The following is a 23,178-nucleotide window of genomic DNA, read 5'->3' on the forward strand; positions in this document are numbered from 1 at the left end:
GTGATGCCCATCACTTTGCAATGGGATTGGGGCGTCCATTTAATCTCCGCATATGGAAATTAATTATTGTTGACTTAGGCGATATAAATAGAATTCTTTTCAGAAATTCTCTGTCGATAGTAGATCGAACCAAAGATTAGATTACTCAGGTGGACTGATTATATTTACGCTAGTCGTTAGTTTTACCTGCTTTTATCGCAGTCAATCTTGTACCCTCACGCAAATCGGAGTGTTTTCCACCGGTACCATGTTGTCATGAGCAACAAGGAATTTCCCCATCTAATGTCAGAAGGCCGGATCGGGCCCATGGGCACCTCGAACCGCATCGTGCTTCCGGCGATGGACATGAATGTGTCCGAAGGCGGCGAGATTGAGCAGTCGGAAATCGATCACTACGCCGCTCGCGCCGCTGGCGGCGCCGGCCTGATCATCACCGGTGCCTGCGCCATCGCCTTCCCCTACGGCGCCGCGTCGATGAAGGAACCGGGACTGTCTGACGACAAGTTCATCCCCGGCATCAAGGCACTGGCCGACGCCATCCACGCTGCCGGCTCCAAACTGTGCATCCAGTCGACCCACCACGGCAAGGTGGCCCGAGTCGACACCGCCAATGACCGCCCGGTCCTCGCCCCGAATGAGCCGGACTACCGCTACTCGATGGACGCACTGGCCGATTGCACCCCGGAAGAGCTCGCCAAGATGGGCGCCGCCACCGCGGGCAAGCAGACCACCTACCACGCGATGACCAAGGAAGACATCGACTGGCTGATCACCTCTTGGACCGACGCCGCCGAGCGCGTGGCCAAGGGCGGGGCCGACGCCATCGAAATCCATGTGGCCCACGGCTACATCCTCGGCGTCTTCCTGAACCAGCGTGATAACCTGCGCACCGACGAGTACGGCGGATCGCTGGAGAACCGCGCCCGCCTGGCCTGCCAAGTCATTTCCGCGGTCAAGGAACGCGTCGGCGACAAGCTGGCGATTTTGGTGCGCGTGGCCGGCGAGGAATACGGCCAGGAAGGCGCGTTGAGCCTGCAGGAGTCCATCGAAGCTTCCAAGCTGTTCGAAGCCGCCGGCGCGGATGCCATCCATGTCACCGGCTGGGGCCGCAACCCGTTCGACAACTTCACCGACGGCCCGCTGCCGAACAAGGTCGGCGCCTACCTGGAGAACGCCGCCGAGATCAAGAAGCACGTCTCCATCCCGGTCATCGCCGTGGGCCGCATGCTTCCGGAGATCTCGGAGAAGGCCATTGCCGAGAACAAGGTCGACTTCGCCGCCATGGGCCGCCAGCTGCTGGCCGACCCGGAACTGCCGAACAAGCTGCGCGAGGGCAAGTTCGACCAGGTCCGCCCATGCATCAACTGCTTCCTGTGCGTGGGAGAGAACTTCTTCGACGACACCCCGTTCTGCGCGGTGAACCCGGCGCTGGGCAATGAGAAGCTGCTGCCGCTGAAGCCTGCCAGCGCCTCGAAGCACATCGTGGTTGTCGGATCCGGACCTTCGGGCATGGAGTCGGCCCGCGTGCTGGCCGAACGCGGGCACCGCGTCACCCTGATCGACAAGGCCGACCGCCTGGGCGGCACCATGTGGTTCTCCACCATGACCACCCCGGACAACGAGCGCCTGCTGCGCTGGCTGAAGTCCGAGCTCAAGCGCCTGCGCGTGGCGGTCAAGCTGAACACCCCTGCCACCGTGGAGACCATCCGCGCGCTGAACCCGGACCACATCATCGTTGCCACCGGTGCGGTGCGCCCGAAGCCCGACATGCCCGGCGGCGATTTGCCGAACGTGCAGACCGGCGACACCCTGCGCGCCATGATGCTGGGTACCGCCACCGCTGCCGAGGCCGGCCTGGTGCTGAGCACCATGGGCAAGCTGGGACGCCTGTCCGGGCTGACCAAGTCCCCGGAGTTCGTCCGCCAGTTCACCAAGTACTGGCTGCCGATGGGCAAGAACGTCGTGGTGATCGGCGGCTCGCTGGTAGGCCTGGAGCTGGCCGAGTTCCTCGCCGAACGCGGCCGCAAGGTCACCTTGGTGCACGAGAAGCAGCAGCTGGGCCTGCCGCTGGCCATGCCGCGCCGCTGGACCGCGGTCAAGGACAACCTGGCCCACGGCGTGCAGATCCACCGCAACGCCACGGTGGACCGCATCACCGAAAAGTCCGTGGAGTTCACGGTGAACGGCGAGGCGCAGAGCGCCCCGGCCGACATGGTGGTCTACGCGGACGGCACCACCGCCGCCGCACCGGTGGCCGACGAGCTGCGCGGCGCAGGCTTCAGCGTCGACGTGGTCGGCGATGCCGGCGCCGTGAACTACATCCACGGCGCCATCCACTCGGCCTGGGAAGCCACCGTCGAACTGTAGGCCGGAGGCACTCGCACGCATGGGCAGCGGGAGCGCAGCATCCTGGGGAAGCTGCCATCCCGCTGCCCTTTGCGTACCCTTGTCCGCCGGGCAGGCCCGGTGCTTGAATAGGCCAATGGGCCTTCGAATGCATACTCCCGCCGCGGCGCAGGTTGCCGACCTCGTTGACGAGCTCGCCAGCTGGCAACGTGACGGCCTGCCGGTGCAACTGCATCCAGGCGATGTGGGCTGGTACGCCATGCGGGGCATGGAAGCCGCCGCACAAGGCCTGCGGGCCTGGGCGGACCGCGAATCCATCTATGCCATCGGCCTGCTCGATGGACCGAACCTGATTCGCATGGCACTGCATCCCGACTTTGTCGACATCCAGCCCCTGGCCGAGCAGATCCATGCCGACCTCAGCTCTGCGGAAAACCAGATCTTCCCGGCCGAAAGTGCCAGCATCGAAGCCCGCGGCGCAACGGCACTGGGCAAGATCCTGCAGGCCCATGGCTGGATGCCCGGTGAAGCCTGGACTCCCCTGCGCCGTGCCCTGGATGCTCCGGTGCGGCTGCCTGAACTGGCCTTCCGGCGGATTGATGCTTCCCTGGCCGGCCAGTGGATGGAAGTGCACCTCAACGCCTTTCGCGGCAGCGATTTCACGCAGGAGGATCTGGCCCGTGCGCTGCAGCGCTGGCACACCATGGCCAGCACTCCGATCTATGAACAGGGCCAATGCCTCACCGCCTACGACGGGGAGATGAACCCGCTGGCCGTCGCAGGGGTCTGGTCCGCTGGTTCCGGGCGGCCAGGACTGCTGGAACCCATTGCGGTGCACCCGGCTTTTCGCGGCCAGGGGTTCGGCACGGCGATCAGCCTGGCCGCCGCCGCAGAGCTGCGGTCAATGGGTGCGTCCAGTGCCTTGGTGTGCACGCCCAGCGAGAACCGCGCAGCCGTTGCCACTTATCTCGCCGCCGGGTTCGTTGCCGATACCGAAGACCGCGACTGGCATCGCGGGGACGAGGAACCGGTGGAATCATGAACGCCTCCGAGATTCTGGCCGACCTGGCCCAGCGCCCAATTGATGCGGCGCAGGCCCTGCCGCAGCTGAGCGCCGAACAGCTCAATGCCCATCCGGGAAACCATCCCAACTCGATTGCCTGGCTGCTGTGGCATGCCGGACGCGAAGCCGATACCCAGCTCTCGGCGCTGAGCGGCCAACCCGAACTCTGGGCGCAGTTCCGTGCACGCTTCAACCTGGGCGAGCTCGGTGATTCGATGGGCTACGGGCATAGTGCCGAACAGGCCCGCCAGATAACCGTGAGCGACCAGCAGCTGCTCGTGGACTACTTGGCCGCGTGCCTGTCCGCGCTCAGCGGCTACGCCGCCACGCTGGGCGAAGAAGAACTGGACGAAATCATCGATCGCAGCTGGAATCCAGCAGTAACGCGTGCGGTGCGCTTGGTATCGATCATCGACGATGCGTCCGTGCATGTCGGGCAGGCAGCCTACGCTGCCGGCACGATGATCTAAGCCGCAGGCAGACTCTTGGCCTTCTTGTTGATCCACCAGAAAATCGCCAGCTGGAGCACCAGGACGATGGCCGAAATGCCGGCATCGCCCCATCCCATCACGAACCCCGCCTGCAAGGTCCCGATCCCGCTGGCTACGGGATAGAACAGCGGCCACAGCACGGCGAGGTTGCGCACCAGGGCAAAGGCAATCGCCAATATGATCGCGAAAACACCGAATCCGGCTGCCGCTTCCACGGGCACCGATCCGAGGTGCTGGATCATGAAGCCAAGACCGGTCAGCACGATCGCCGGCAACCATCCGAAGGCACGTTCCCACCGCAGGTACAGCCAGCCAAAGACAAAGAATGGTTCCCACAAGACCACGAAGTTCGCCACCAGGTGTCTTGCAATATCGGCACCCATGGCACTGGCCAAGGCAAATAATTCGTAGGCGGATCCGGCACCCAGTACCAGAGAGACAGCCAGGGACGCCAGCAGGAATTTTCTCGTGATCCCCACCCCGGCCAAGGTTTCACGCCGCCGGCACAGCACCGTCCACAGTGGGATGGCGGTGCCGAAGACCAGTATGCCAAGCCAGAGGAAAAGGCTGTTGATCGAGGTTCCCGCGGAGTAGCACAGGGAAAACGCCAGCAAGGTGGCCAGGGCAATGAGCGTATCGGATTCGGGTTGCCACGCGAACGCTCTTCGACGTTGCTTCATGCCAGATGGAGGTTGAGCAGGAAAATCATTCATCAAGACACGCCTCGGTGCTTTGGGTTGATATAGCCGCCTGTTGCCTAAGTTAGCATTTCATCAACTCGCCGACCATGAATAATGCTTGACTGGTACGGGGAATGCGGAGAATGATTTTCGGCCTGTCGGGGCAGCTGCTCGGTTCGATCCCCGCTGCCCCAGCAGCGGCCGCGAAACGGTCGCACACGGCATGGCGAACCCGGCCGGTTGTGCGGAACCATACCGCGTGCCGATCTGTCCGCGTTCATGCTGCAACCATTGAGGACACCCAGAGCATCGGCAAGGCCTACGGAATCAGTAATCAGCTGCGGGTGCGGCTGCGCCAAGCGAGCAGCACATAGTGGCGGATCATCGCAACGAAGACCACAGCCCACACCAGCACCGCGGCGATCAGCGACCCGTGGCCGATGCTTTCCACCACCGGCAACGAGTCGACCCTTCCAAGGTTGATCGAGGCGACTGCGAACATTCCAACAGGGAAGACGATTGACCATAGCGTGGGCATATACGCCAGCGGAACGCGGTGCACCACATGCCGCCACACGCCAGCTCCCACCAGGATTGGAATCAGCCAGAGGCAGTAGCTCCAGAAAGCCGCCACTGTCCCCGCAATCAGCGCACGGGTGGCATCAACCATTGGAGTGGAATCCATGCCGACAATCTTGCTGCCCGCAACAACGGCTATGGCCATGGCTCCCATGGCCACCCAATACGGTGGTTCGAATTCTTTCGGAGTCATCCCGAAGTGCACGATCCGCAGCAGCACCAGCACGGCGATGCCAGCATAGAGCGCGACGCCCACCGACCAAGTCAGCACGGCAAGCAAGCCGATCAGTGATTGCCCGTTCGCAACATGCGGCTGGATAACGCTCAGGCCGATGGCCAAGGATTGGCTGGCCACCGCCCAGATGAACCAGGTGCCGTTGACCCGGGAGAGGATCGGCTTTCCGTCCCGGCTCAGGAAAACCTGCCACGGCAGCACGTAGCCGAAGATGAACCAGAGAATGGCGGCCAGGGCCACGAGCACTATGGAGATCGCGCTGAATCCTTCGGCGCTCAATCGCACCGCGAGAACATCGGTGCCGGCGACGACGGTGAAGTACCCGAAGGCCATTTCCGGTCGGCGAAGTTCAGCCCTCATGGCTCCGCTGAAGGCAATTGCCCGCCAGATGTACAGCACCCACAGCACTGCATACGACAGCACGGCAAACGCCAGCAGGATCCCGGAGAGAAGGTCCCATCCGGCTTCGTGAAGGCCAATGGAGACAATGCCAGTGCCCATCGTCAGGGCGAAATACCCTGGCGACAGGTTCTCCAGGATCTCACGGAAAACCCGAGGTCTGGAGGGTGCCGTTTCATGCGGGGTTTGCCGATCGTCCATGCCTCCAGCGTACGACTGTTGCCTCAGCGAGGTGCAATTACACGATCTGGCAAGAGCTCAGAGCCACTCCCCGAGCTGCCTGCCGGAGACCTCCGCCAGCCACATTTGCCACAGCGGTCCGAAGCTCACCCGGCGAACTCCCAGCTCTCGCAAGGCCGCCAAGTCTCCGGCGGCGTGCGCCGTGACCGGGTGGGCAGTGACATTCACCGGGATTCCAACCGATTGCACGGCCTGCCTTACCTGATCCGCATCGGCCAGCGCCACCGGATACACGCTGCGCGCACCGGCCTGCTCCATCAGCTTGATGCGCTCGATAGCCTCACCCAGCGGGTCGGCGAACTTGTCGGCCAGCTTCACAGCATCGGTGCGTCCGTTGATCACGAAGTCGATGCCAGCAGCATCCGCCGCTTGGCGGACGCCGTGGATGTAGTCCGCATGCTCCTGGCGTTCGCGCACACGGCCTCCTTCCCGATGGAGGACATCTTCGATATTCACTCCAACTGCACCCGCTGCGGCGACGCGTTCGAAGAGTTCTTTGGGGTCCAGTCCGTAGCCGGACTCGACGTCGGCGCTGACCGGCACGTCAACGCTGCTGGTGATGCGTTGCACCACAGCCAAGTAGTCTGCGAAGTCCATCTGCTCGCCGTCGGCGCTGCCTATGGAATCGGCGACCGGATGGCTGCCGATGGTCAGGGATTCGAACCCGGCTTCGACCGCCACCTTGGCGCTGAAGGTATCCCACACGGTGGGCATCACCAACAGCTTCCCTGAAGCATGCTGCTGGGCGAGGTTCTGGGCAAGAGCTGAAATATCAGACAAGGAGATCTCCTAACGTCGTGGCGGATTGCGCCCAGTCTACGGCTCCAGGCCCCCTAGCGAAACAACCGCAAGATGAACTCCCAGCTTTCCCCCATTCGGCCCGAATTCAAGCGCTATTTCGCTTCCCTCGCTGCTTGCCGGCTAGTGGTTTCACCATAATCAGGCAGGGTGTTTCGGGTCCCCAGAGGTCAGTTTCCTCCAGCGGCAGGAATCCCTGGCTTTCATAGAACCGACGAGTCTTCGCATAGCCTGCATCCGGGTGCGAAGGCCCCAAGGTCTTGACGTGCAGCAGCTGAACTCCCCCGGCGAGCGCGTCGGCTTCAATGGCTGAGCATAAGGCCGACCCGATTCCAGTTCCATGGAGTTCGCGGTCGACCACCATTAGATGGATCTCGATGCTGTGGGCGTAGTGCCGGTCGACCAAGAGAACACCGAGTACCGTGCCGGCGGCATTGCGCACGGTCCAGGTTTCCTTGCTCCGCGCGGCTTGGATGTACTCCGCGTTGGATTCAGGTTGGCCAAACCACTCGGGAACAGAGGCAAGCAATCGCGCGACATCATCTGGCACGGCTTGATCCCTGGTCGCTGCGAAAGTCATCGGTTCCACAAGGCCTCCCGAACGTAATGTAATTGTGCTAGCTTGCCGGAGTCATGATTTCCAGTCGATTCCCGAATCCGTCACGCGCGTGGAACCGCAGATATCCTTCAAAGGTTTCACGCTCAGCCCAAGACAGTTCATAGCCCCTGGAGCCGATGCGTTCAGCGAGAGTTTCCAGCTCGTGGATCGAGTCGCAAACTAATCCCGGATGCGCTTTCTTGGCCGGTACGAATGAATCGTCTACGCCAAGATGGATTTCCGCCACCACGGCATCCGCTTTGAAAGCACGAAACCAGCATGCTCCCCTTCCGGCGAGGGAGGCAGGCTTGGGAACTTCGGCAAGTCCCAGCGCTTCACCGTAGAATCGTCGAGCTTCAGATTCTTCACCACGTGGCATTGATATCTGAACGTGATGGAGTCTCATTCAGGTTTCCTCGTCTCTAGACATGCTCATCGCAGTACTGCCAATATACCTGCAAGGCGCTTGACCACAGTTAGGTTCGGTGCAATCCGAAAATCAGGGTTTCAACCCGTCCTTTGTTGTTTTCCGGGTCTTCGGTGCGGCGCTCTTCGAGCTTGAAACCGGATTTTTCAAGGACGGGGATGGAAGCTGCATTCCTGGCATCGCACGTTGCACTGATTCGTTCCAAACCAAGATCTTCGAACCCCAGTCGGAGCAGGTGTCCCACGGCAGCCGTGGCGTATCCGTTGCCCCAGTATTCCCGATTCAGCGTGTAGCCAAGCTCTCCGGCCTTCGCATTCCGGTCGGTTGCCCACTCTGACGCAGAACCAATGAGCACATCGCCAAGCATGATCGCTCGCAAGCGACGGTGCGGTTGCTCGATTAGTGCATCGGCAAGGAATTTTTGGGTATCGGCCAGCTGGTTAGGGCCCCACGTCGAGTACCGGCACACCAGTGGGTCAGCAGCGAAGTTGTGCACCGCAGACAGGTCTTGAGCACGGAAGTCAGTCAAGCGCAATTCAGGCTCCGTGGTAGTCACGCCGTGGGCTGGCGGATTGTTGCTCATTCGTTTTCTCCTTCGCGGTTCAATTCCTATCAATGCATTGGGGCGGACCCTATCGCTGTGCTGGGTTCAAGTCCAAGCATGTTGCGCAGCTGTTAAGCGGTGTTGAGTTTCATTGCCATTTTTGGAATCGTGGCACGCACATGCCCTGAACTTGGCATGTCCTCAACCGGAAGGAGAGCCATCGTGCTCGCACTGACCGACCAAGCAGCATCGATCGTGACCGCGATCGTCACCAACCAAGCCGAGGAAGAAACCGCTGGCCTGCGCATCATGCAGGCAGACAGCACCCACCCTGAAGAGGCAGCTTTCGGATTGCAGATTGTCCCCGCGCCCGAAAGCACCGATGGCGTGGTGGATACCGAAGGCAGCCCTGTCTATGTGGACGAGGCGATTGCCGACGCACTGGATAGCAGGGTACTCGATGCGGCAGTAGACGAGCAGGGCGGCGTGAGCTTCCAGCTTCTCGAACAGGGTTAATGCCGCACCCTGCCCTTTAACTTTGACTGCGGGGGTCGTCCTTCGGGACGGCCCCCGCAGTTCTTTAACAAATTACCTCGGCCAACTGGACGGATATTTTTTCCCGGGCCAGCTGGCTCGCAGCCTTGTATATTGCGGCTCCGTGCGTCATCGTTCAACTAAGGGAAAGGGGAAAACAGTGGAAACGCGCGCGGTACGCAAACATGAATGGGCGACGATTCCGAACGCCATCACGATCATTCGTTTTCTCCTGGTTCTTCCCATCGTTGGCTTTCTGGTGGCCGATACCGAACCGGTGCTGACTGCGGTGCTGCTTCTTGCCTTCGGCCTCAGTGACTGGGTTGACGGGTTTATCGCCCGCAAGTTCAACCAGGTCTCGCAGCTTGGCATCCTGCTGGATCCCATTGCCGATCGCTTGGGCATCGTGGCTATCGCTATCGCGCTGGTAATTAGCGGAGCGATCCCGGTCTGGGTTGGCCTGGCCGTTTTCGTCACTGACCTGGTTCTGCTGTGCACCTATTTCTTCTTGCGCCTTGAATCCCCGCCGGCTTCCACATGGCTGGGAAAGATCCGCACTGCCATCATGATGCTGGGCCTGGCCTGCGTGGCCTTTGGCAGAATCCCCGAATTTACGGTGCTGGCCGCACCGGGCGTAGCCATTTTGGCAGCCGGCACGGTGCTGCATCTATTTGTGGGCTTCGGCTATCTGCGCATTATGCGTGCTTCGGCCAAAACGCAGAGGTCCTCGGCCAGCTAGTCACGGCCGTTGTGCCCCATGTCACCGGCCAAGAGCGTCAATTCCTGCAGCCGGGGCTTCCACAGTGCTGCCCTGCAAGCAGTCAGTTCCCTGAGCTGCGCTGACGCCAGCTCATCCAGTGCACGGATATAGTCGGGAACGATCTCGCGTGGAAGGCGCAGGCCCATGGTCAGATGCGGGGTCCATCTGGGTCCTCGTCCGTCGGGATTCACGGCGCTGATTTCCCGGGCCGCCATTTCCAGGGCGTCGGTCGTTTCCAGCAGCCAGGCAACCGTCTGCTTGCGCTTGGTACCGAAAACAATCGTGCCCACCCGGTGGAAGCAGGCGGGGATGAGATCTGGGAGCAGTTCTGCGGCCCGCTGCGCTACAGCATCGCTCATTCTGGGCGAAAAGGTGATGGTGATATGCGGAGTCTGGTGTTGTGCTGGAAACCCTCGCTTTTCCAGCTGGGCAAAGATTTCCCGCACTTGCTGCTCCTGCTCGGCCGAGAAGCGCAACAGGATGTTATCTGGGGATCTGCTCATCCAGCTATTCCTTTCTCCTGCTGGTCACCGGACGCGTCCATGTACGGGCGCATGACTTCTGGTCCGCTGCCGCATGGTTGCTGGCCTCCCCGGTAGGCCTGTAGCCAAGGCTCGTCCAGAACGGTTCCGCTTCGGCGGCGTTCGTATCGACAATTGTTATCCGGCAGGTGGTGATCGACGGATAATCCTGCACCAGCGTGAGTACCTCTTCATGGATCTGCTTCCCCAACCCCTATGCTTGCCTTGCGCCGTCAATCATGAGCAAACCGATGTGGACCGTGTCCGTTCTCGGCCAGCCGACAATCAGATCAGCGAATCCGACGAGTTCTGCATCCAGCCAAAGGCCAAGATCGATTTTCTGCTCGGCCCGCGCCGTCGGCGGCAGGGCGGTCAATGCCTCGATTGCGGCATCAGCTGCGGGAACTGCGCCGGTAACACGTTGCGAGTACCCCGGGTTGCTTTCCATCAACCGCTGCAAGCAGGCTGCCTGTTCGATGGAAAACCTGGTTACCTGGAGCTGCGAAGACCGCTTATCCATGAGCCGTCTCCCCGGTTTTTCCCTTGGCCGCTTCAGCTTCGAAGATCATCAGCGGCTGCTCGCCGTTGAATGGTTCTCGCGTCCAGTCGCCCCAGATAGCGCGAACCTCGAACCCTGCGGCGGAAAGATCTCTACTGATCTGCTCGGCGCTGCGGAAGGCCAACTCCAATTTTTCGACCACTACTTCCTGCGACTGCTCGAACTTGGTGTAGGACAATAGGCGGACGACTCCCGGGCTGCTTTCGTCGGCATCGAACCATTCGGTCAGCGGGCCGAATGGCGTCTGCCGAGTGGCGGCTTCTTCTGCATCCCACTTTTCCCAGGCACGCGTCGACGGGTTCCTGCTTTCAAAAGCCAGCACCGCTCCGGGCCTCGCAGCTTCGCGCAGTTGTTTCAAGGTTCGTTCCCACTGCTGGCCAGGGATGTGCTGGGCGACGTTCCCAGTCATCACCATCAAGTCGAAGAGCCCGCCGTCGATAGCCGAAGAATCGCCGTCGATCCAGGTGACTCTCCCAGCTTCGGGCCGACGCCTGGCGTAGGAAAGCATTACCGGTGAGGGGTCAACGCCTACGACAGTTCTTCGCTCGCCGACAAGCGTTACCGTCAAGAGCCCAGTGCCGCAGCCTAGATCCAGGATCCGTTCGGCTTGGGTTTCAGTCGCGAGTGCACGGTAATAATCATGATCCGGTCCATCGGGATTATCCGTGTCGTAGAGTTCCGTGATTCGTGGATCATAGTCGGCCATGCTCACGTGGTCCTCTTCTGTGCTCAGAGTTTTCGGTCGAAGTGCCGGGGTGCGCAACAATTCTTGCCTTGCCTAGGTGAAGCCGGCTCATTGCCGGTTGCTTCGATGCCGGCATGTACTGTCCCGTCAGACATCCTACGGTCCGCACCAATCGCCCAATCATTCTTCGCATGGAACTTTGCCCCCGGCCGCTCCTACTAATCAGTAGTCGCTCCGGCACAAACTGCATATCCCCAAGCCAACCACATCAATTGTGACCTAGACAACTGATGGTGAATTGGGCATTGTTGGTTCAACAGACGTTCCCCGTCTGCTCGAAAACCCTAATGGAGGAGCCCCATGGCCGAGGCCTACATCATTGATGCGCTGCGTACACCGGTTGGACGCCGGGGGAAATCGCTGGCACAGATCCATCCACTGGATCTCGCTGCGGCACCGCTGGCGAAGCTGGTGACCCGCAACAACATTGACTCCGAGCAATACGATGAGATCGTCCTCGGCTGCATCGACCAGCTGGGACCCCAGGCCATGGACATTGCCCGCAACGCATGGCTGGCTGCCGGCCTATCGGAACACGTTCCCGGGACCACGGTGGAACGCCAGTGCGGATCCGGGCAGCAAGCAGTCTCCTATGCGGCGCAGGCGGTCATGAGCGGCACCAGTGACCTCGTCGTTGCCGGCGGCGTCCAATCCATGTCCAGCATCCCGCTCTCCTACTCCAATGCAGCCGCCACGGACTTCGGCTTCCCTGACCCCTACTCCGGCTCCAAGAGATGGGCTGCACGCTACGGCGAGCAGGAAATTTCCCAGTTCCGCGGTGCAGAAATGATGGCGGAGCGCTGGGGCCTGGACCGCACCCAGTTGGAGGACTTTGCCGTGCGTTCCCATGAGCGCGCGTTGAACGCCCAAGCGCAGGGATACTTCGACCGCGAGATCCTGGCCCTGGATGGCTTGGCCGCCGACGAGGGCCCGCGCCCTGTGGACCGCGCCAAGATGCAATCACTGGCCCCGATCATCGACGGAGGAGTGCATACAGCGGCTACCGCATCGCAGATGTCTGATGGCGCCGCCATGCTGCTCATTGCCTCGGAGTCCGCGGTCAAGCGCTATGGGCTCAAGCCCCGCGCCCGCATCCACCACATCTCGGCCCGAGGCGATGACCCGGTCATGATGCTTTCAGCACCGATCCGCGCCACCCAGCATGCTCTGGCCCGCGCTGGCATGCGCATCGAGGACATGGACCGCATTGAGATCAACGAAGCCTTCGCCGCGGTGGTCCTGGCCTGGCAGCAGGAAACCGGCGCCGACATGTCCAAGGTCAATGTCAACGGCGGCGCCATCGCCCTGGGCCATCCCATTGGCGCCACCGGCGCACGGCTGATGACCTCCCTGCTGCACGAGCTGGAACGCAGCGATACCCGCTTTGGCCTGCAGACCATGTGCGAAGGCGGTGGCCAGGCCAACGTCACGATCATCGAACGCCTCTAGCTTCCGGCACCGGCCACGAAGGACACCACCCATGAGCGCATTGCCCGCCCATACGGCGATGAAACCCGATGACCCGAACACCATTGGTGCGCTCATGCGCTGCAACCAATCGGGCAAATTGCTCAAGCGCAAGTCGCGCGCTGAACGCAACACGGCTTCGGGCGGCGCCCAATGAACCACGACCCGTGGGCACCCTACGAGCTCGCCACCGCGGTGGATGTCGACTACCTGTCCGCTTTCGCGACTGCCACCGACGAGGATCGCAGGCATTGGGCTCGCACCCGGCAATACGGCGAAGAGATCCTGCCGGTCATCAACGAGCACTGGGAGAACGGGCATTACCCGCTGGACCTGGTCCGGCGCATGGGCGAGCTCGATCTGTTCACCGACGGGCTGAGGATCCCCGGCCACGCACACTTTTCCCCGCTGGCCGCAGGACTCGTAGCCATGGAGCTGTCTCGTGCCGATGGCTCGATGGCCGCGGCAGCTGCAGTGCAGGGCGGTCTGGTCTTGCGCAGCCTAAAATTCTTCGGCAGCCCCGAACAGCAGGAGCAATACCTGGAACCGGTGGCTTCAGGTAAGTTGCTCGGTGGCTTCGCGCTGACCGAACCTCACCATGGTTCGGACGCTGTGGGCCTGGAATCCAGCGCCCGGCGCGACGGGAAGCACTGGATCATCAATGGGCACAAGAAATGGATCGGCAATGGAGCTGCCGGCGGCATCACCATCGTGTGGGCGCGGGATGTTGCCGATTCGCAGGTCAAGGGGTTCATTATCGACCAGGGCACCCCCGGCTACGAGGCCGCCCCGGTGCGCGGCAAGGGCGTGCTGCGCGCCATCGAGCAGGCAGAGATCCGGCTGACGGATGTTCGCGTCCCGGAGTCCGCCCGTCTCACCGGGGCGGAATCGTTCAAGGATGTCTCGCGGGCGCTGGTTGATACCCGGGTGAATGTCGGCTGGTCGGCTCTGGGCCATGCGCAGTTCCTCTTTGAAGCTGCACTGCAGTATGCCAAGCAGCGCACGCAGTTCGGCAAACCGCTCGCCGCACACCAGATGATCCAGGAACGCTTGGCGCAGATGCTGGCCGAAATCACCAACATGCAGTTGCAGTGTGCCGCCGTCGCCGGCATCCAGGCCGCCGGCCAGTTGAAGGACACTCAGGCATCATTGCTGAAGTTCCATAACACCCGCGCTGCCCGCAGGATCGCATCCACCGCGCGCGATCTGCTGGGCGGCAATGGAATCCTGCTGGAAAATCATGTCATTCGCCATGTCGGGGACATCGAGGCGCTGCACACCTACGAGGGAACGGAGTCGGTCCAGGCATTGATTCTCGGCAGGGATCTGACCGGCTTCAGCGCCTTCAGCTAGAACCGCGGAGTACGATAATGATGAATCTTGCGTTACCGCTTGGCCAACGACCGAAGGACTGCCCATGCCATACCTAGTCGATTTCAAGGACGTCTCCACCCAGGGCCTTGAGTCCTCGCCCGTTGCCGATGCACTCGCAGGCTTGCGCGCCAACGAAGCGCGTTATCTGAAGAACAAGTTCAACCACGACTTTGCCGTCGAGCAAGCGGCCGACGCCCAGGACACCATTGCGTGGGTGAACAAGATTCTTGCCGAAGAACGCGACCTGCACATCGCATCCACGCCGCTGCAGGCGACCATCTTCGAGGCGGACGGCGCAAGGCGCGCCTACGTCTTCTATGAGTCAGGCCTGTCCATAAATGTCCTCTACGGCTTGGAACCCGGTGAAAAGCGCGCCGTCGGCTTCAAGCTCTCCGACGGCATGGAAGTGCCAGATGAGCTGCAAGAGAAGTTCAAGTTCGCTCGGCAGAAGTCCAAGCTGGCAGGAACCATCCGCGGCTCCTACTTCGTGATCAAGAACGAATACTGACCTTTCGAAGAATGGACTGCTGCCCCGCGCTTTCGTGGATCCTACTGGGCACCCGGCAACTGCGCGTAGGCATCCTTGGCTGCCTCTAGCAGGAAATCAGCAGGCCACAACGCGCGCACTTCAGCCGGGAACACGATGTCCTTGATGGCTGTGCCGTTCTGAAGCGCCGCACACAGGGTCGCTGCGAGCTGCTCGAAGCAGTGCAGTTGCTGGATCACGAATTCCCTGTCCACAGGTTCCCCGTGGCCAGGAACTACCACGTCACCGGGCTGGATGTGCTTTAGCAGGAATTCGAGCACTCCCGGCCAGCCCATTGGATGGGCGCCCGACCCGAACATCGGCGGGCCCGACTGCTCGATGATATCGCCCAGGAACCAAGTCTTGGCATCAGGAATATGGATCGCCAGGTCGGTGTCGGTGTGCCCTGCTCCCAACGGGATTACCCGCATGTCCCGCCCGCCGAGACTCAGCATGCAGGGTTGTTCCAGCAGGTGGCTCGGCGGTGTCACTTGCACACCGTCCCAATCCATGTCGGGTTCGAGTTCCGGCGAGCGCCGAACCAACTCAAGCCGGGGCTTCTCGAATTGCTCGAAATGCGCAGGGATCCGGTGATGGCCGTAAATCGGGATTCCCTGCTGGGCAAAGAGCTGATTGCCGAAGGTGTGGTCGTAGTGGGCATGTGTGTTGATCACCGCAACTATTGGAAGACCAAACTGCGCTGCGGCCTCGTCGATGATTTCTCGTGCCTCGCGTTCGTTATTGCGGGTATCGATAATCGTCACGCCGTGTCCGCCGAGCACCGCGCCAACGGAGATGTCCAACGGATCATAACGCCTCTGGAATACTCCCGGGGCTATCTGGTTCCAGTGTCGTTCAACCATCATCTGCCGTCCTGCCGGTTCTGCTTGGCTAGAGTCCTGCCTTCAGCAACTGTTTCCAGCGCTGCGGCATGGGTGCCTCGACCACCAGTTCCTGGCCATCGGGCTTGGGAATCACTAGCTTAGTCGCATGCAGGAACAGCCCGCGGCCTCCTAGGTGTTCAACACGGCGATTGAACTTCGCAAATCCATACCGGTCATCACAGGCAATCGGATGCCCTTGGCTTTGCAGGTGGACACGGATCTGGTGCTTGCGTCCGGTCATCAGTTGCACGTCCAAGATGGTGGCGCGCTGTCCTACGCGTTGCCTGACCACGACGCGGGTCTCGGCTCGCTGCCCGTGCGGGTCAACCACGACCTTGTCGGCGCGGCGCAGCAACGGCGCGTGGATCGATTCGATGTCCTGCTTCCAGTGCCCTGCCACGAGCGCCAGGTAGTGGCGTTCAATTTCGTCTTCCCGGTCCCGGAGCAACTCATGCAAGTAGCGCAGCATGCTTGGGGTCTTCGCCAGCACCAGCAGCCCTGAAGTGTCGCGATCCAGACGGTGAGTCAATTCCAGATCCGGCAGTTCCGGGCGCAACTGGCGGAAAACTTCGATCACGCCCGCAGGATTATCAGTGCCCTCGTGCACGGCGATGCCGGCAGGCTTGTCAATGACCAGCACATCCTGGTCCTCGTGCACCACGGTGTTGCGCAGCCGCTTGACCAAGTACTCCGGGACGTCGGGGGCGGGCTCCCGGCCCGGTGCTGCATGCAGCGCCGGCAAGGTAATCTTGTCATTTTCGGCCAGCCGATACCCTTCTTGGACTTTCTTGCCGTTGACGCGCAATTGACCCTTGCGCATGAGCCGGAAAAGCTGCCCTGCCGGCACCGTTTTGAGCCGGGTCCTCAGGAACTTTTCGATACGCCGGCCGGCATGCTCGCCGTCGATGACAATGGTGTGCATCTGGGAATCAGACCGCACTTCTGCCGCTGGATGCTGGAAGACTCCAGGCAAGAACTATCACTCCATTTAGGGGCCACATCCATGAGTGGATCATGGCATCGCCGTTCACGGCGGGTCATTTTCAAGGGACTTCCGGGAGCTGCCGCCCCGAATTGGCCAACCTTAATCGTACCCCGATGCCGTGATCCTCTACGAGTGAAGCAACAGGCAGGAGGTCTGAACTCACAAAATCGCCAGGGGCTATCAGGCCGTGATGAACATGGCGCGGAGCAATAGCCGGTCCTGGCGGCCATTTGAAATAGCACAATAGTTGCCGGTCCAATAGTCGCCTGGCTTCTTCTCCATGACTAGGCTGGGTTCATGGCCACAGTAATACTTGTACGGCACGGACGTACCACCGCCAATGCCACCGGCGTACTGGCTGGACGCACGCCCTCCGTGTTCCTCGACGATACCGGGGAAGAACAGGCGATCCGCACCGCCGAGCGGCTAGCGGCAATCCCCCTGGCTGGCATCGTCTCAAGCCCGCTGGAACGCTGCGTGCAGACAGCGGAATTCGCCATGCAACAGCAAAGCCAAGCCGCACAATTGCTAATTGAGCCAGAACTCTCGGAATGCGACTACGGCCTGTGGCAGGGCCGCAAGCTGCAGGACTTGGCTGCCGAGGAACTTTGGAAAACAGTGCAGTCCGTGCCGTCAGCGGTGACCTTCCCGGGCGGGGAATCCATGGCCGGAATGCAATCGCGGGCTGTAGCAGCCATCAGGCGCCATGACGCGGCGATCGAAGCCGAGCATGGTGCTGAAGCAGTCTGGGCGGCATTCAGCCATGGCGATATCATCAAGTCGGTACTGGCTGACGCGCTGGGCATGCATTTGGATCTGTTCCAACGCATTAGCGTAGGTCCGGGGTCCGCATCGCTTGTGCACTACGGGTCCGGCGCGCCCCGCGTGTACTCCATCAACACCGACGCCGGAGACCTCTCGTGGCTAGCCCCTGGCCTCAAGACAACCGATGCCCCGGTCGGCGGCGGAGCAGGACACTAAGGAGACTGAAATGACGGCAACAGTCAACGAATTCAACTGGCCGGATCGCGTAGTCATCGGCACCATCGGCGTGCCCGGGTCCCGAACCTTCTACCTGCAGGCAAGAGCCGGCTCGGAGCTTTCCAGCATCGCCTTGGAAAAGCAGCAAGCCGCAGTGGTTGCAGAGATGATTGACGAGATCCTGGATCAGCTTTCCACCGTCAAGGGCAACCCCTTCAACGTTCCCGAACATACCCCGGTGGAACTGGTCGACAACGATCCGCTGGAAGAAGTGAACGAATCATTCCGCGTCGGATCCATGAATCTCGGATGGGACGCAACCGTAGCGCAGGTAGTCCTGGAAGCTTTCTCCCTGAATGACGAAGATGACGAGAACTTCGATCCGGATGGACCGGGCGCAGTCATGCGCGTGCGCATGCCCGTAGGCACCGCACGCGCTTTCGCGATGCGCACCCACGAGATCGTGGCCGCTGGAAGGCCGATGTGCGCCAACTGCGGTTATCCGATTGATCCGGATGGGCATACCTGCAGGGACGAGAACGGACAGTGAATGCGCCCGATCTGCTGACTGCGCAGCTGGAACTGACCGGCCGCATCACCACCGCTTCCAACGCGACGTTCTTGGGCAGCATCGGTGAAAAAAGCGTTGTCTACAAGCCCGTCGCTGGAGAGAAACCCCTTTGGGACTTTCCCCATGGATCACTGGCCTACCGCGAGGTTGCCGCCTTTCGAGTATCTGAAGCCCTGGGATGGAACCTCGTCCCCCAGACGTGGCTGCGCAACGGGCGATTCGGCGAAGGCATGGTGCAGCTATGGCAAGACATTGATCGGGAACAGCACCCAGTAGACATCGTAGCCGCGGACAAGGTGCCTGAAGACGGCTGGAAGACCGTCCTGCACGGAGAGGACGAATCGGGGCATCAGATGGCTCTGCTTCACGAAGATACTCCTGCACTGCGACGCATGGCGGTCTTCGATGTGCTGGTCAACAATGCCGACCGCAAAGGCGATCACGTGCTAGCCATGCCAGATGGCCACCGCTACGGTGTCGACCACGGCCTCTGCTTCAGTGAAGAGCACAAACTGCGCACCGTGCTTTGGGGATGGGTTGGCCAGCCGCTGACCGACGACGAACTGGCCGGTGTCCAGAGGGTCAGCGATGCGCTGGACGCGGATCTTGGGCAAGAACTGGCCGCGTTGTTGACCGGTGAAGAAATCGCCGCGCTCGCCGACCGTTGCACGGATCTGCTCAGTGAAGGGCGATTCCCTGCGCATCGCGGGCAGATGCCTGCCGTGCCCTGGCCGCTTTTCTAGCACGCAGTTTTCTGTTGACCGCAGGGCAGCCTGCAAGCCATTCTAGGAGTCGGATAGCAAAGGACAGGTCGCGCATGGGAACGGTCAAGGCAAACAAGGTAGACCTCGGTGTCGAATCCTTCGGAAACGAAAACGATCCATTGATTCTCCTCATTGGCGGCACAACCATGCTTGCCTAGCCCGAGGCCCTATGCGAGGCATTGGCCGCTGGTGGGCGCCATGTGGTGCGCTACGACCTCCGGGATTACGGAGAATCAACCGCAGGGAACCCGATGAAACCCGGATACAACCTGCGTGATCTTGCTGCTGATGCCGCGCCATTGGCTCAACTGCTGGATAACCGTCCAGCACATGTGGCGGGTATCGGGGTCAGCGGGATGATCGCCCAGGTGGCGGCGCTGGATTATCCTGAAAAGTTTAGCGCCCTGACATTGGTTGGCACACGGCCGGTAGCGCCAGGACCGGTGGACAAGGATCTGCCAGACCATGACCAAGCAACCATGGGCAAGCTGTTCTCCCGCCCCATGCCAGATTGGGCAGACCGCGAGTCCGTTGCCCAGCACTCCGCCGAGGGCTCCCAAATCCTTGGCAACGATCCGGAGGCCGCCCTGGATCTGGCCTCCCGCATCTGGGACCGTACGGCGAGCGCAGAGCCAGAAGTCCAGATGGCAAACCAGATCGGGATTGTCTTTTCCAAGCTGGACTGCACTCCACGTTGGCGCGAATGGCTCCCCGAGTTAGCTATCCCCACACTGGTCGTACACGGAGCCAAGGATCCGTTCTTCCCCGTCGGCAATGGCGAAGCGCTGGCCAGGGAGATAGCGAACGCTTCCTTGCTCGTGCTTGAAAACGCTTCGACTGCCATACCTACTTCTGCCTTCTCCCAGGTTGCTGATTCAATGCTGCACCTGTAGGCAAGCAGCGATTCGAGCACTAGTCACAGGCCAATATAGACTTTCCTCATGGACCATAGGCCGCCCCGGACACCAGGCGAAGAACTTAGGCCTGCTGAACTAGAGCTGCTGGCTTTGCTCTGCAGCGGCAAAGATGCTGAATCGGCTCTAGCCCGGCAGCAGTTGGAGTTTGCACGCTGGGGCGGCTACGAGTTCGAGGACTGCGAGTGCTTCTTGATTTCGTTCATTAGCAAGCGGGATTGCCGCAGTATCCGGCATGGCGGTGGCCCGTTCTCCACCGTTGACGTTGGAAAAGGTGGAGAATACCTTGGGCAACTGACTCTTTGGGTTGTTGACGGATACCTTCACTCGGTGGATTACATGCCTTTTGAAGATGACCCCGGGCACCTGCCAACTTCCGAAAATTACACGTTGGAATTCGTCGTACGGAACTAACCTTCTCGACAAGGCTTGGCCGGCACGAGCCTGATAACTCTATTGTCCGGCGCTTCGCTTCGGTAGTAGTATTCGTGGCACATGTTCAGGCCTTCGAGAGGATTCGCCATGTCATTCCAGGCCTATCTGGACACCATCGAGAAAAAGACCGGACTTACTCCGCGCCAGCTAGTCGGTATCGCCCACGAAAAAGGACTAGACCAGGAAGGTGTCAAAGCCGGGGAAATCCTGGCTTGGCTCAAGGATGACTACGAACTGGGAAGAGGACATGGCATGGCATTGGTGCATGTCATCCAGAAGGGACCTGGCATCTCCAGCAAACATGTTGGGTCCGGCGGCACGCACAATGACGAATCAGATGTGCTGTGGCTCGACGGCATCGCGACGAAGCCGTCCAAGTGAGCCAAACGCGAAAGCTAAAGATCCTGATCGCCAGGCGTTGTTCCGGACTCCTCCCGTTGGTCGCGAACTGCAGTAACGGCTGAAACGGCCAATGCAATCGCGATGGCGATCCAAAAACTGTCAATAGCTTCAAGCACTGGCCTACCTGAAATGAGGCAATAGGCCGCAAGGAACAAGGCCAGACCCGCGACCGAGACGCCGAGGTACACCGCGACTCGTTTCCAGGCAGATTTGGAAAGCCTCCGCATTAGTTCTCCAATCATTTTCTCTATACCGTGGATCATCTCAGATTCTGCGGGATGAGGCACTGGGCGCTTCCACGTTCGAATGCTGAATGCCCGTCCGGCCGAGGCTCGGTCTGGACTCGATCATCAAGAAGATGATCGTTGAGCTATCAGGGCCCAGGTCAACTGATTGGTCCGGCAAACGAAAACTGCATACGAAAGACAGGCCGTATCCGTTGCGGGAAGCGTCGGGTTGGACCACACTTGGGGCATAGGCCACTTCCGGACTCCTCAAGTTGTTCTATTCACGCGTGATATCGACCGCGCGACAGCATTCTATGGTGCGCTGGGCTTTCGGGAAGTGTTCCGCACGCCCGAAGCGGGAACGCCAATCCATGTTGACCTCGCCCTCGACGGGTACAGGCTCGGCCTAGCCACCGAAAGCAGCACCCGCAAAGACCATGGGCTCAGTCCGGTCGCCGACGGCCAGCGCGCCGCGGTGATACTTTGGACCGATGATGTCCCGGCAGGCTATGGCCGTCTCATCGGCTTCGGTGCGAAGCCTATTAAGGCTCCGTCTCCATGGCTCGATCGCTTGCTCATCGCGTGGGTGGAGGATCCGGACGGGCACCTCGTACAGATTGTGCAGCACCATATCCAGCCACAGGACACTGTGCACAGTCCTACGCGTTGACCACGAACGCCACATGACTGGGGCACAAGCCGTTCCCAGGGTCAGCGAGTCATGTGTTCCTCGTCTTCGGGCGTGATGATCATGCCTTCGTGGGTCACAGTCGCACCGAGCATCTTGCCGCGATGGTCAAGGAAGATGACATCGACATCGCCCAGCTCGGTCCATTGCTCGTTGTTTCCTGCTTCTGGGAAGAAGCAACCGAGGGTTTCGATTGCTCGAATGATGCCCCTGTCGTATGCGTAGCTGCGCTTTACTACGGTTGGGCGACCCCGCTCGTAATAGCCATAGCCTGGGCCGACACCTACCGTTCTCTTCGAATCGAGGTGCGATAGCAGTTCCAGGAGCGGATGCCCTTCGTCTCCATCGTTGAAAACGAACTCGATGCGAGTGGCCAGCGGCCGCATCGAGCGCATCCATGCGGATTGCTCAGCAAACGAAAGTATGGTCATCACCTCAACATAGCAAAAAATGGGCTGGTTCCGTCGCAGAAGCTCCACTGCCACCCTCACGAAGCGGTCTGGCTTTAATTTCAAGCCAGGTCGCCGCTGTTTGAACCGTTGGTGCTGGCCGGGCAAGAATCCGACTGTCCTTGCGGGAGTACTTTCCAACACGCATCACCGGCACCGACTGCAATTCAGCACGAACGCCGCTGCAAAGATGTTCATGTCGAAGTGTTCTGGTGGCGTGCCAAAGAAAAACTGTCAGGTACCTCGAAGCCGGGTGGACGCGGTGGGCGTCAACCTTGCGGTTAATTACGCGGTGGTTGCCATGCTGCGCACCTCACAGGTTCGCGTCGTAGACCTGTTGCAGCCAACCGATCAGCTCGTCGTCAACGTCCCCGGCAGAGCGCAACCCGGCTTTGACGGTCACCGCGCTGCCCAGCCTGCTGCCGGGTGCCGAAAGCCGCGGAGAGTCCGGCGCGGCCTCCCAGCGCAGCCCCAGGTCCACCCGGGTGCGCGTCACCGGCGCGATGACCGCGAAGGTGCGGCGGGCGGTGAGCAGGGCGACGTAGGTCTTGCGCGTCTGGATGGCCACTTCCCCCAGCTGGGGCAGCAGAGCCAGCACCGCGTCGTAGATTTCCCGCAGCTGCGGCCGGTCGGCGTATTGGCCCTGGACCAGTTCGTCGGCACTGCGGGTGAAGAAGTCCGGGTAGCCGAAGCGCTCGAAGACCAGCAGCATCTGGCTGTAGCCGGTGACCGAGTGTTCGGCCAGCCAGGCACGCAGTTCCTTTTCGGCGGCCGGGCCCTCCCGGCGGACGAGTTCGTTCCACGCCTCCAGGGACTGCCCGGTGGTGCGTTCGAGCAGTTCGACCTGCCACTGGCGCATTTCCTGCCAGGAGCGGGGATTCTGCTGGGAAGCTTCCATGCAGCGATAATAGCAACGCGGCGTCCGCCGCACACTGTGCGTACGGCACGCAACCAGCGGACAGCGGGGAAATTCCATGCCCCGGTGCGTGATC

The 23,178-nt window shown here is 60.9% G+C and carries 30 protein-coding genes and 1 pseudogene; 16 read left to right on the forward strand and 15 right to left on the reverse strand.

The genetic code is table 11. The annotated features are described in order from the left end of the window. Positions 1–282 precede the first annotated feature (282 nt). The 3 genes from ATK23_RS07895 (at position 283) to ATK23_RS07905 (ending at position 3,879) form a co-directional block, all read left to right on the forward strand. On the forward strand, positions 283–2,367 hold the full coding sequence (locus ATK23_RS07895) for an NAD(P)/FAD-dependent oxidoreductase (protein WP_211286064.1): 2,085 nt from the start codon (positions 283–285) through the stop codon (positions 2,365–2,367). A 127-nt stretch (positions 2,368–2,494) separates the two neighbouring features. After that, the gene (locus tag ATK23_RS07900; protein WP_066140550.1) at positions 2,495–3,388 is read left to right on the forward strand and encodes a GNAT family N-acetyltransferase; all 894 of its coding nucleotides are present in this window, start codon (positions 2,495–2,497) and stop codon (positions 3,386–3,388) included. Then, the gene (locus ATK23_RS07905; protein ID WP_066140554.1) at positions 3,385–3,879 is read left to right on the forward strand and encodes a mycothiol transferase; all 495 of its coding nucleotides are present in this window, start codon (positions 3,385–3,387) and stop codon (positions 3,877–3,879) included. The genes ATK23_RS07900 and ATK23_RS07905 overlap by 4 nt, the downstream gene beginning before the upstream one ends. Here the strand turns inward: ATK23_RS07905 and ATK23_RS07910 are convergent. The 6 genes from ATK23_RS07910 to ATK23_RS07935 form a co-directional block, all read right to left on the reverse strand. Next, positions 3,876–4,580 (reverse strand): hypothetical protein, encoded by a 705-nt coding sequence (locus tag ATK23_RS07910; protein WP_066140557.1) that lies wholly within the window; start codon positions 4,578–4,580, stop codon positions 3,876–3,878. The genes ATK23_RS07905 and ATK23_RS07910 overlap by 4 nt on opposite strands. 334 nt (positions 4,581–4,914) lie before the next feature. Continuing rightward, positions 4,915–5,994 (reverse strand): tellurite resistance/C4-dicarboxylate transporter family protein, encoded by a 1,080-nt coding sequence (locus ATK23_RS07915; RefSeq protein WP_066140560.1) that lies wholly within the window; start codon positions 5,992–5,994, stop codon positions 4,915–4,917. Between the two features lie 57 nt (positions 5,995–6,051). Then, positions 6,052–6,813, reverse strand: a complete 762-nt coding sequence (locus ATK23_RS07920) for an isocitrate lyase/PEP mutase family protein (protein WP_066140563.1) — start codon at positions 6,811–6,813, stop codon at positions 6,052–6,054. 106 nt (positions 6,814–6,919) lie between these two features. Then, complete coding sequence (locus tag ATK23_RS07925) at positions 6,920–7,381, reverse strand: GNAT family N-acetyltransferase (protein WP_245858336.1); 462 nt, start codon at positions 7,379–7,381, stop codon at positions 6,920–6,922. A 67-nt stretch (positions 7,382–7,448) separates the two neighbouring features. Beyond that, a complete protein-coding gene (locus ATK23_RS07930; RefSeq protein ID WP_066140568.1) occupies positions 7,449–7,835 on the reverse strand; it encodes a VOC family protein in 387 nt (128 codons plus the stop codon). 70 nt (positions 7,836–7,905) lie between these two features. After that, positions 7,906–8,439, reverse strand: a complete 534-nt coding sequence (locus tag ATK23_RS07935) for a GNAT family N-acetyltransferase (protein WP_066140571.1) — start codon at positions 8,437–8,439, stop codon at positions 7,906–7,908. A 183-nt stretch (positions 8,440–8,622) separates the two neighbouring features. Here ATK23_RS07935 and ATK23_RS07940 point away from each other — a divergent pair, with 183 nt between their 5' ends. Then, positions 8,623–8,916: a hypothetical protein gene (locus ATK23_RS07940; protein WP_066140574.1), complete on the forward strand. Its 294-nt coding sequence runs from the start codon at positions 8,623–8,625 to the stop codon at positions 8,914–8,916. Positions 8,917–8,938: 22 nt separating this feature from the next. Further along, positions 8,939–9,673 (forward strand): CDP-alcohol phosphatidyltransferase family protein, encoded by a 735-nt coding sequence (locus ATK23_RS07945; RefSeq protein WP_245858338.1) that lies wholly within the window; start codon positions 8,939–8,941, stop codon positions 9,671–9,673. On the opposite strand, the gene ATK23_RS07950 is transcribed toward ATK23_RS07945, so the two are convergent. From ATK23_RS07950 to ATK23_RS07965, 4 genes are read right to left on the reverse strand one after another with little or no spacing between them, the layout of a single operon-like run. Continuing rightward, positions 9,670–10,197, reverse strand: a complete 528-nt coding sequence (locus ATK23_RS07950; protein WP_066140577.1) for a 2'-5' RNA ligase family protein — start codon at positions 10,195–10,197, stop codon at positions 9,670–9,672. The two genes, ATK23_RS07945 and ATK23_RS07950, sit on opposite strands and share 4 nt — an antisense overlap. Positions 10,198–10,201: 4 nt before the next feature. Next, positions 10,202–10,426 carry a hypothetical protein gene (locus tag ATK23_RS07955; RefSeq protein ID WP_066140580.1) on the reverse strand — a complete coding sequence of 75 codons (225 nt, stop codon included), beginning with the start codon at positions 10,424–10,426 and terminating at the stop codon, positions 10,202–10,204. A 3-nt stretch (positions 10,427–10,429) separates the two neighbouring features. Then, entirely contained in the window at positions 10,430–10,735 is a 306-nt protein-coding gene (locus ATK23_RS07960; RefSeq protein WP_066140583.1) for a hypothetical protein, read from the reverse strand. Then, positions 10,728–11,480 carry a class I SAM-dependent methyltransferase gene (locus ATK23_RS07965; protein ID WP_066141345.1) on the reverse strand — a complete coding sequence of 251 codons (753 nt, stop codon included), beginning with the start codon at positions 11,478–11,480 and terminating at the stop codon, positions 10,728–10,730. The genes ATK23_RS07960 and ATK23_RS07965 overlap by 8 nt, the downstream gene beginning before the upstream one ends. Before the next feature lie 339 nt (positions 11,481–11,819). On the opposite strand from ATK23_RS07965, the gene ATK23_RS07970 reads away from it, so the two are divergent. The 4 genes from ATK23_RS07970 (at position 11,820) to ATK23_RS07980 (ending at position 14,868) form a co-directional block, all read left to right on the forward strand. Further along, positions 11,820–12,968, forward strand: coding sequence for an acetyl-CoA C-acetyltransferase (locus ATK23_RS07970; protein ID WP_066140586.1), 1,149 nt, complete (start codon positions 11,820–11,822; stop codon positions 12,966–12,968). Between the two features lie 31 nt (positions 12,969–12,999). Beyond that, the gene (locus ATK23_RS16325; protein ID WP_157066366.1) at positions 13,000–13,143 is read left to right on the forward strand and encodes a hypothetical protein; all 144 of its coding nucleotides are present in this window, start codon (positions 13,000–13,002) and stop codon (positions 13,141–13,143) included. Further along, positions 13,140–14,339 carry an acyl-CoA dehydrogenase family protein gene (locus ATK23_RS07975; RefSeq protein ID WP_066140589.1) on the forward strand — a complete coding sequence of 400 codons (1,200 nt, stop codon included), beginning with the start codon at positions 13,140–13,142 and terminating at the stop codon, positions 14,337–14,339. Before ATK23_RS16325 ends, ATK23_RS07975 begins: the two co-directional genes overlap by 4 nt. Before the next feature lie 64 nt (positions 14,340–14,403). Then, a complete protein-coding gene (locus ATK23_RS07980; protein ID WP_066140591.1) occupies positions 14,404–14,868 on the forward strand; it encodes a DUF8821 family protein in 465 nt (154 codons plus the stop codon). Between the two features lie 41 nt (positions 14,869–14,909). Here ATK23_RS07980 and ATK23_RS07985 read toward each other — a convergent pair whose 3' ends face one another. Further along, positions 14,910–15,752: an MBL fold metallo-hydrolase gene (locus ATK23_RS07985; RefSeq protein ID WP_066140593.1), complete on the reverse strand. Its 843-nt coding sequence runs from the start codon at positions 15,750–15,752 to the stop codon at positions 14,910–14,912. Between the two features lie 25 nt (positions 15,753–15,777). Further along, the gene (locus ATK23_RS07990) at positions 15,778–16,692 is read right to left on the reverse strand and encodes an RluA family pseudouridine synthase (RefSeq protein ID WP_066141348.1); all 915 of its coding nucleotides are present in this window, start codon (positions 16,690–16,692) and stop codon (positions 15,778–15,780) included. 360 nt (positions 16,693–17,052) lie between these two features. Between ATK23_RS07990 and ATK23_RS07995 the strand changes: the two genes are divergently transcribed. The 6 genes and pseudogenes from ATK23_RS07995 (at position 17,053) to ATK23_RS08020 (ending at position 20,801) form a co-directional block, all read left to right on the forward strand. After that, complete coding sequence (locus ATK23_RS07995; RefSeq protein WP_066140595.1) at positions 17,053–17,736, forward strand: Rv2135c family putative phosphatase; 684 nt, start codon at positions 17,053–17,055, stop codon at positions 17,734–17,736. Positions 17,737–17,746: 10 nt separating this feature from the next. Further along, positions 17,747–18,286, forward strand: a complete 540-nt coding sequence (locus ATK23_RS08000; protein ID WP_038990650.1) for an Rv2134c family protein — start codon at positions 17,747–17,749, stop codon at positions 18,284–18,286. Then, entirely contained in the window at positions 18,283–19,050 is a 768-nt protein-coding gene (locus tag ATK23_RS08005) for an Rv2133c family protein (protein WP_066140598.1), read from the forward strand. The genes ATK23_RS08000 and ATK23_RS08005 overlap by 4 nt, the downstream gene beginning before the upstream one ends. Before the next feature lie 197 nt (positions 19,051–19,247). Beyond that, positions 19,248–19,964 (forward strand): annotated as a pseudogene (locus ATK23_RS08010) (alpha/beta fold hydrolase); the annotation flags it as partial. 48 nt (positions 19,965–20,012) lie between these two features. Further along, the gene (locus ATK23_RS08015; protein ID WP_066140601.1) at positions 20,013–20,399 is read left to right on the forward strand and encodes a hypothetical protein; all 387 of its coding nucleotides are present in this window, start codon (positions 20,013–20,015) and stop codon (positions 20,397–20,399) included. A gap of 108 nt (positions 20,400–20,507) precedes the next feature. Next, positions 20,508–20,801 (forward strand): DUF4287 domain-containing protein, encoded by a 294-nt coding sequence (locus tag ATK23_RS08020; protein WP_038990654.1) that lies wholly within the window; start codon positions 20,508–20,510, stop codon positions 20,799–20,801. A gap of 14 nt (positions 20,802–20,815) precedes the next feature. On the opposite strand, the gene ATK23_RS08025 is transcribed toward ATK23_RS08020, so the two are convergent. Then, on the reverse strand, positions 20,816–21,109 hold the full coding sequence (locus ATK23_RS08025; protein ID WP_157066367.1) for a hypothetical protein: 294 nt from the start codon (positions 21,107–21,109) through the stop codon (positions 20,816–20,818). 169 nt (positions 21,110–21,278) lie between these two features. On the opposite strand from ATK23_RS08025, the gene ATK23_RS16785 reads away from it, so the two are divergent. After that, entirely contained in the window at positions 21,279–21,719 is a 441-nt protein-coding gene (locus tag ATK23_RS16785) for a VOC family protein (protein ID WP_157801647.1), read from the forward strand. Positions 21,720–21,760: 41 nt separating this feature from the next. Here ATK23_RS16785 and ATK23_RS08035 read toward each other — a convergent pair whose 3' ends face one another. Together ATK23_RS08035 and ATK23_RS08040 are read right to left on the reverse strand one after the other, a co-directional pair. After that, positions 21,761–22,168, reverse strand: a complete 408-nt coding sequence (locus tag ATK23_RS08035; RefSeq protein ID WP_157066368.1) for a hypothetical protein — start codon at positions 22,166–22,168, stop codon at positions 21,761–21,763. 331 nt (positions 22,169–22,499) lie between these two features. Then, the gene (locus ATK23_RS08040; protein ID WP_052253659.1) at positions 22,500–23,084 is read right to left on the reverse strand and encodes a DUF5655 domain-containing protein; all 585 of its coding nucleotides are present in this window, start codon (positions 23,082–23,084) and stop codon (positions 22,500–22,502) included. Positions 23,085–23,178 lie beyond the last annotated feature (94 nt).

It is taken from the genome of Glutamicibacter nicotianae (genome assembly GCF_002797775.1).
GTDB lineage: Bacteria > Actinomycetota > Actinomycetes > Actinomycetales > Micrococcaceae > Glutamicibacter > Glutamicibacter nicotianae.

What these genes read in the sequence shown, in the direction of transcription:
- ATK23_RS07895 (WP_211286064.1), top strand. Translation starts at nt 283, where the DNA reads ATGTCAGAAGGCCGGATCGGGCCCATGGGCACCTCGAACCGCATCGTG.
- ATK23_RS07900 (WP_066140550.1), top strand. Translation starts at nt 2,495, where the DNA reads ATGCATACTCCCGCCGCGGCGCAGGTTGCCGACCTCGTTGACGAGCTC.
- ATK23_RS07905 (WP_066140554.1), top strand. Translation starts at nt 3,385, where the DNA reads ATGAACGCCTCCGAGATTCTGGCCGACCTGGCCCAGCGCCCAATTGAT.
- ATK23_RS07910 (WP_066140557.1), bottom strand. Translation starts at nt 4,580, where the DNA reads ATGAAGCAACGTCGAAGAGCGTTCGCGTGGCAACCCGAATCCGATACG.
- ATK23_RS07915 (WP_066140560.1), bottom strand. Translation starts at nt 5,994, where the DNA reads ATGGACGATCGGCAAACCCCGCATGAAACGGCACCCTCCAGACCTCGG.
- ATK23_RS07930 (WP_066140568.1), bottom strand. Translation starts at nt 7,835, where the DNA reads ATGAGACTCCATCACGTTCAGATATCAATGCCACGTGGTGAAGAATCT.
- ATK23_RS07935 (WP_066140571.1), bottom strand. Translation starts at nt 8,439, where the DNA reads ATGAGCAACAATCCGCCAGCCCACGGCGTGACTACCACGGAGCCTGAA.
- ATK23_RS07950 (WP_066140577.1), bottom strand. Translation starts at nt 10,197, where the DNA reads ATGAGCAGATCCCCAGATAACATCCTGTTGCGCTTCTCGGCCGAGCAG.
- ATK23_RS07960 (WP_066140583.1), bottom strand. Translation starts at nt 10,735, where the DNA reads ATGGATAAGCGGTCTTCGCAGCTCCAGGTAACCAGGTTTTCCATCGAA.
- ATK23_RS07965 (WP_066141345.1), bottom strand. Translation starts at nt 11,480, where the DNA reads ATGGCCGACTATGATCCACGAATCACGGAACTCTACGACACGGATAAT.
- ATK23_RS07970 (WP_066140586.1), top strand. Translation starts at nt 11,820, where the DNA reads ATGGCCGAGGCCTACATCATTGATGCGCTGCGTACACCGGTTGGACGC.
- ATK23_RS16325 (WP_157066366.1), top strand. Translation starts at nt 13,000, where the DNA reads ATGAGCGCATTGCCCGCCCATACGGCGATGAAACCCGATGACCCGAAC.
- ATK23_RS07975 (WP_066140589.1), top strand. Translation starts at nt 13,140, where the DNA reads ATGAACCACGACCCGTGGGCACCCTACGAGCTCGCCACCGCGGTGGAT.
- ATK23_RS07980 (WP_066140591.1), top strand. Translation starts at nt 14,404, where the DNA reads ATGCCATACCTAGTCGATTTCAAGGACGTCTCCACCCAGGGCCTTGAG.
- ATK23_RS07985 (WP_066140593.1), bottom strand. Translation starts at nt 15,752, where the DNA reads ATGATGGTTGAACGACACTGGAACCAGATAGCCCCGGGAGTATTCCAG.
- ATK23_RS07990 (WP_066141348.1), bottom strand. Translation starts at nt 16,692, where the DNA reads ATGCACACCATTGTCATCGACGGCGAGCATGCCGGCCGGCGTATCGAA.
- ATK23_RS07995 (WP_066140595.1), top strand. Translation starts at nt 17,053, where the DNA reads ATGGCCACAGTAATACTTGTACGGCACGGACGTACCACCGCCAATGCC.
- ATK23_RS08000 (WP_038990650.1), top strand. Translation starts at nt 17,747, where the DNA reads ATGACGGCAACAGTCAACGAATTCAACTGGCCGGATCGCGTAGTCATC.
- ATK23_RS08015 (WP_066140601.1), top strand. Translation starts at nt 20,013, where the DNA reads ATGGACCATAGGCCGCCCCGGACACCAGGCGAAGAACTTAGGCCTGCT.
- ATK23_RS08020 (WP_038990654.1), top strand. Translation starts at nt 20,508, where the DNA reads ATGTCATTCCAGGCCTATCTGGACACCATCGAGAAAAAGACCGGACTT.
- ATK23_RS08035 (WP_157066368.1), bottom strand. Translation starts at nt 22,168, where the DNA reads ATGACCATACTTTCGTTTGCTGAGCAATCCGCATGGATGCGCTCGATG.
- ATK23_RS08040 (WP_052253659.1), bottom strand. Translation starts at nt 23,084, where the DNA reads ATGGAAGCTTCCCAGCAGAATCCCCGCTCCTGGCAGGAAATGCGCCAG.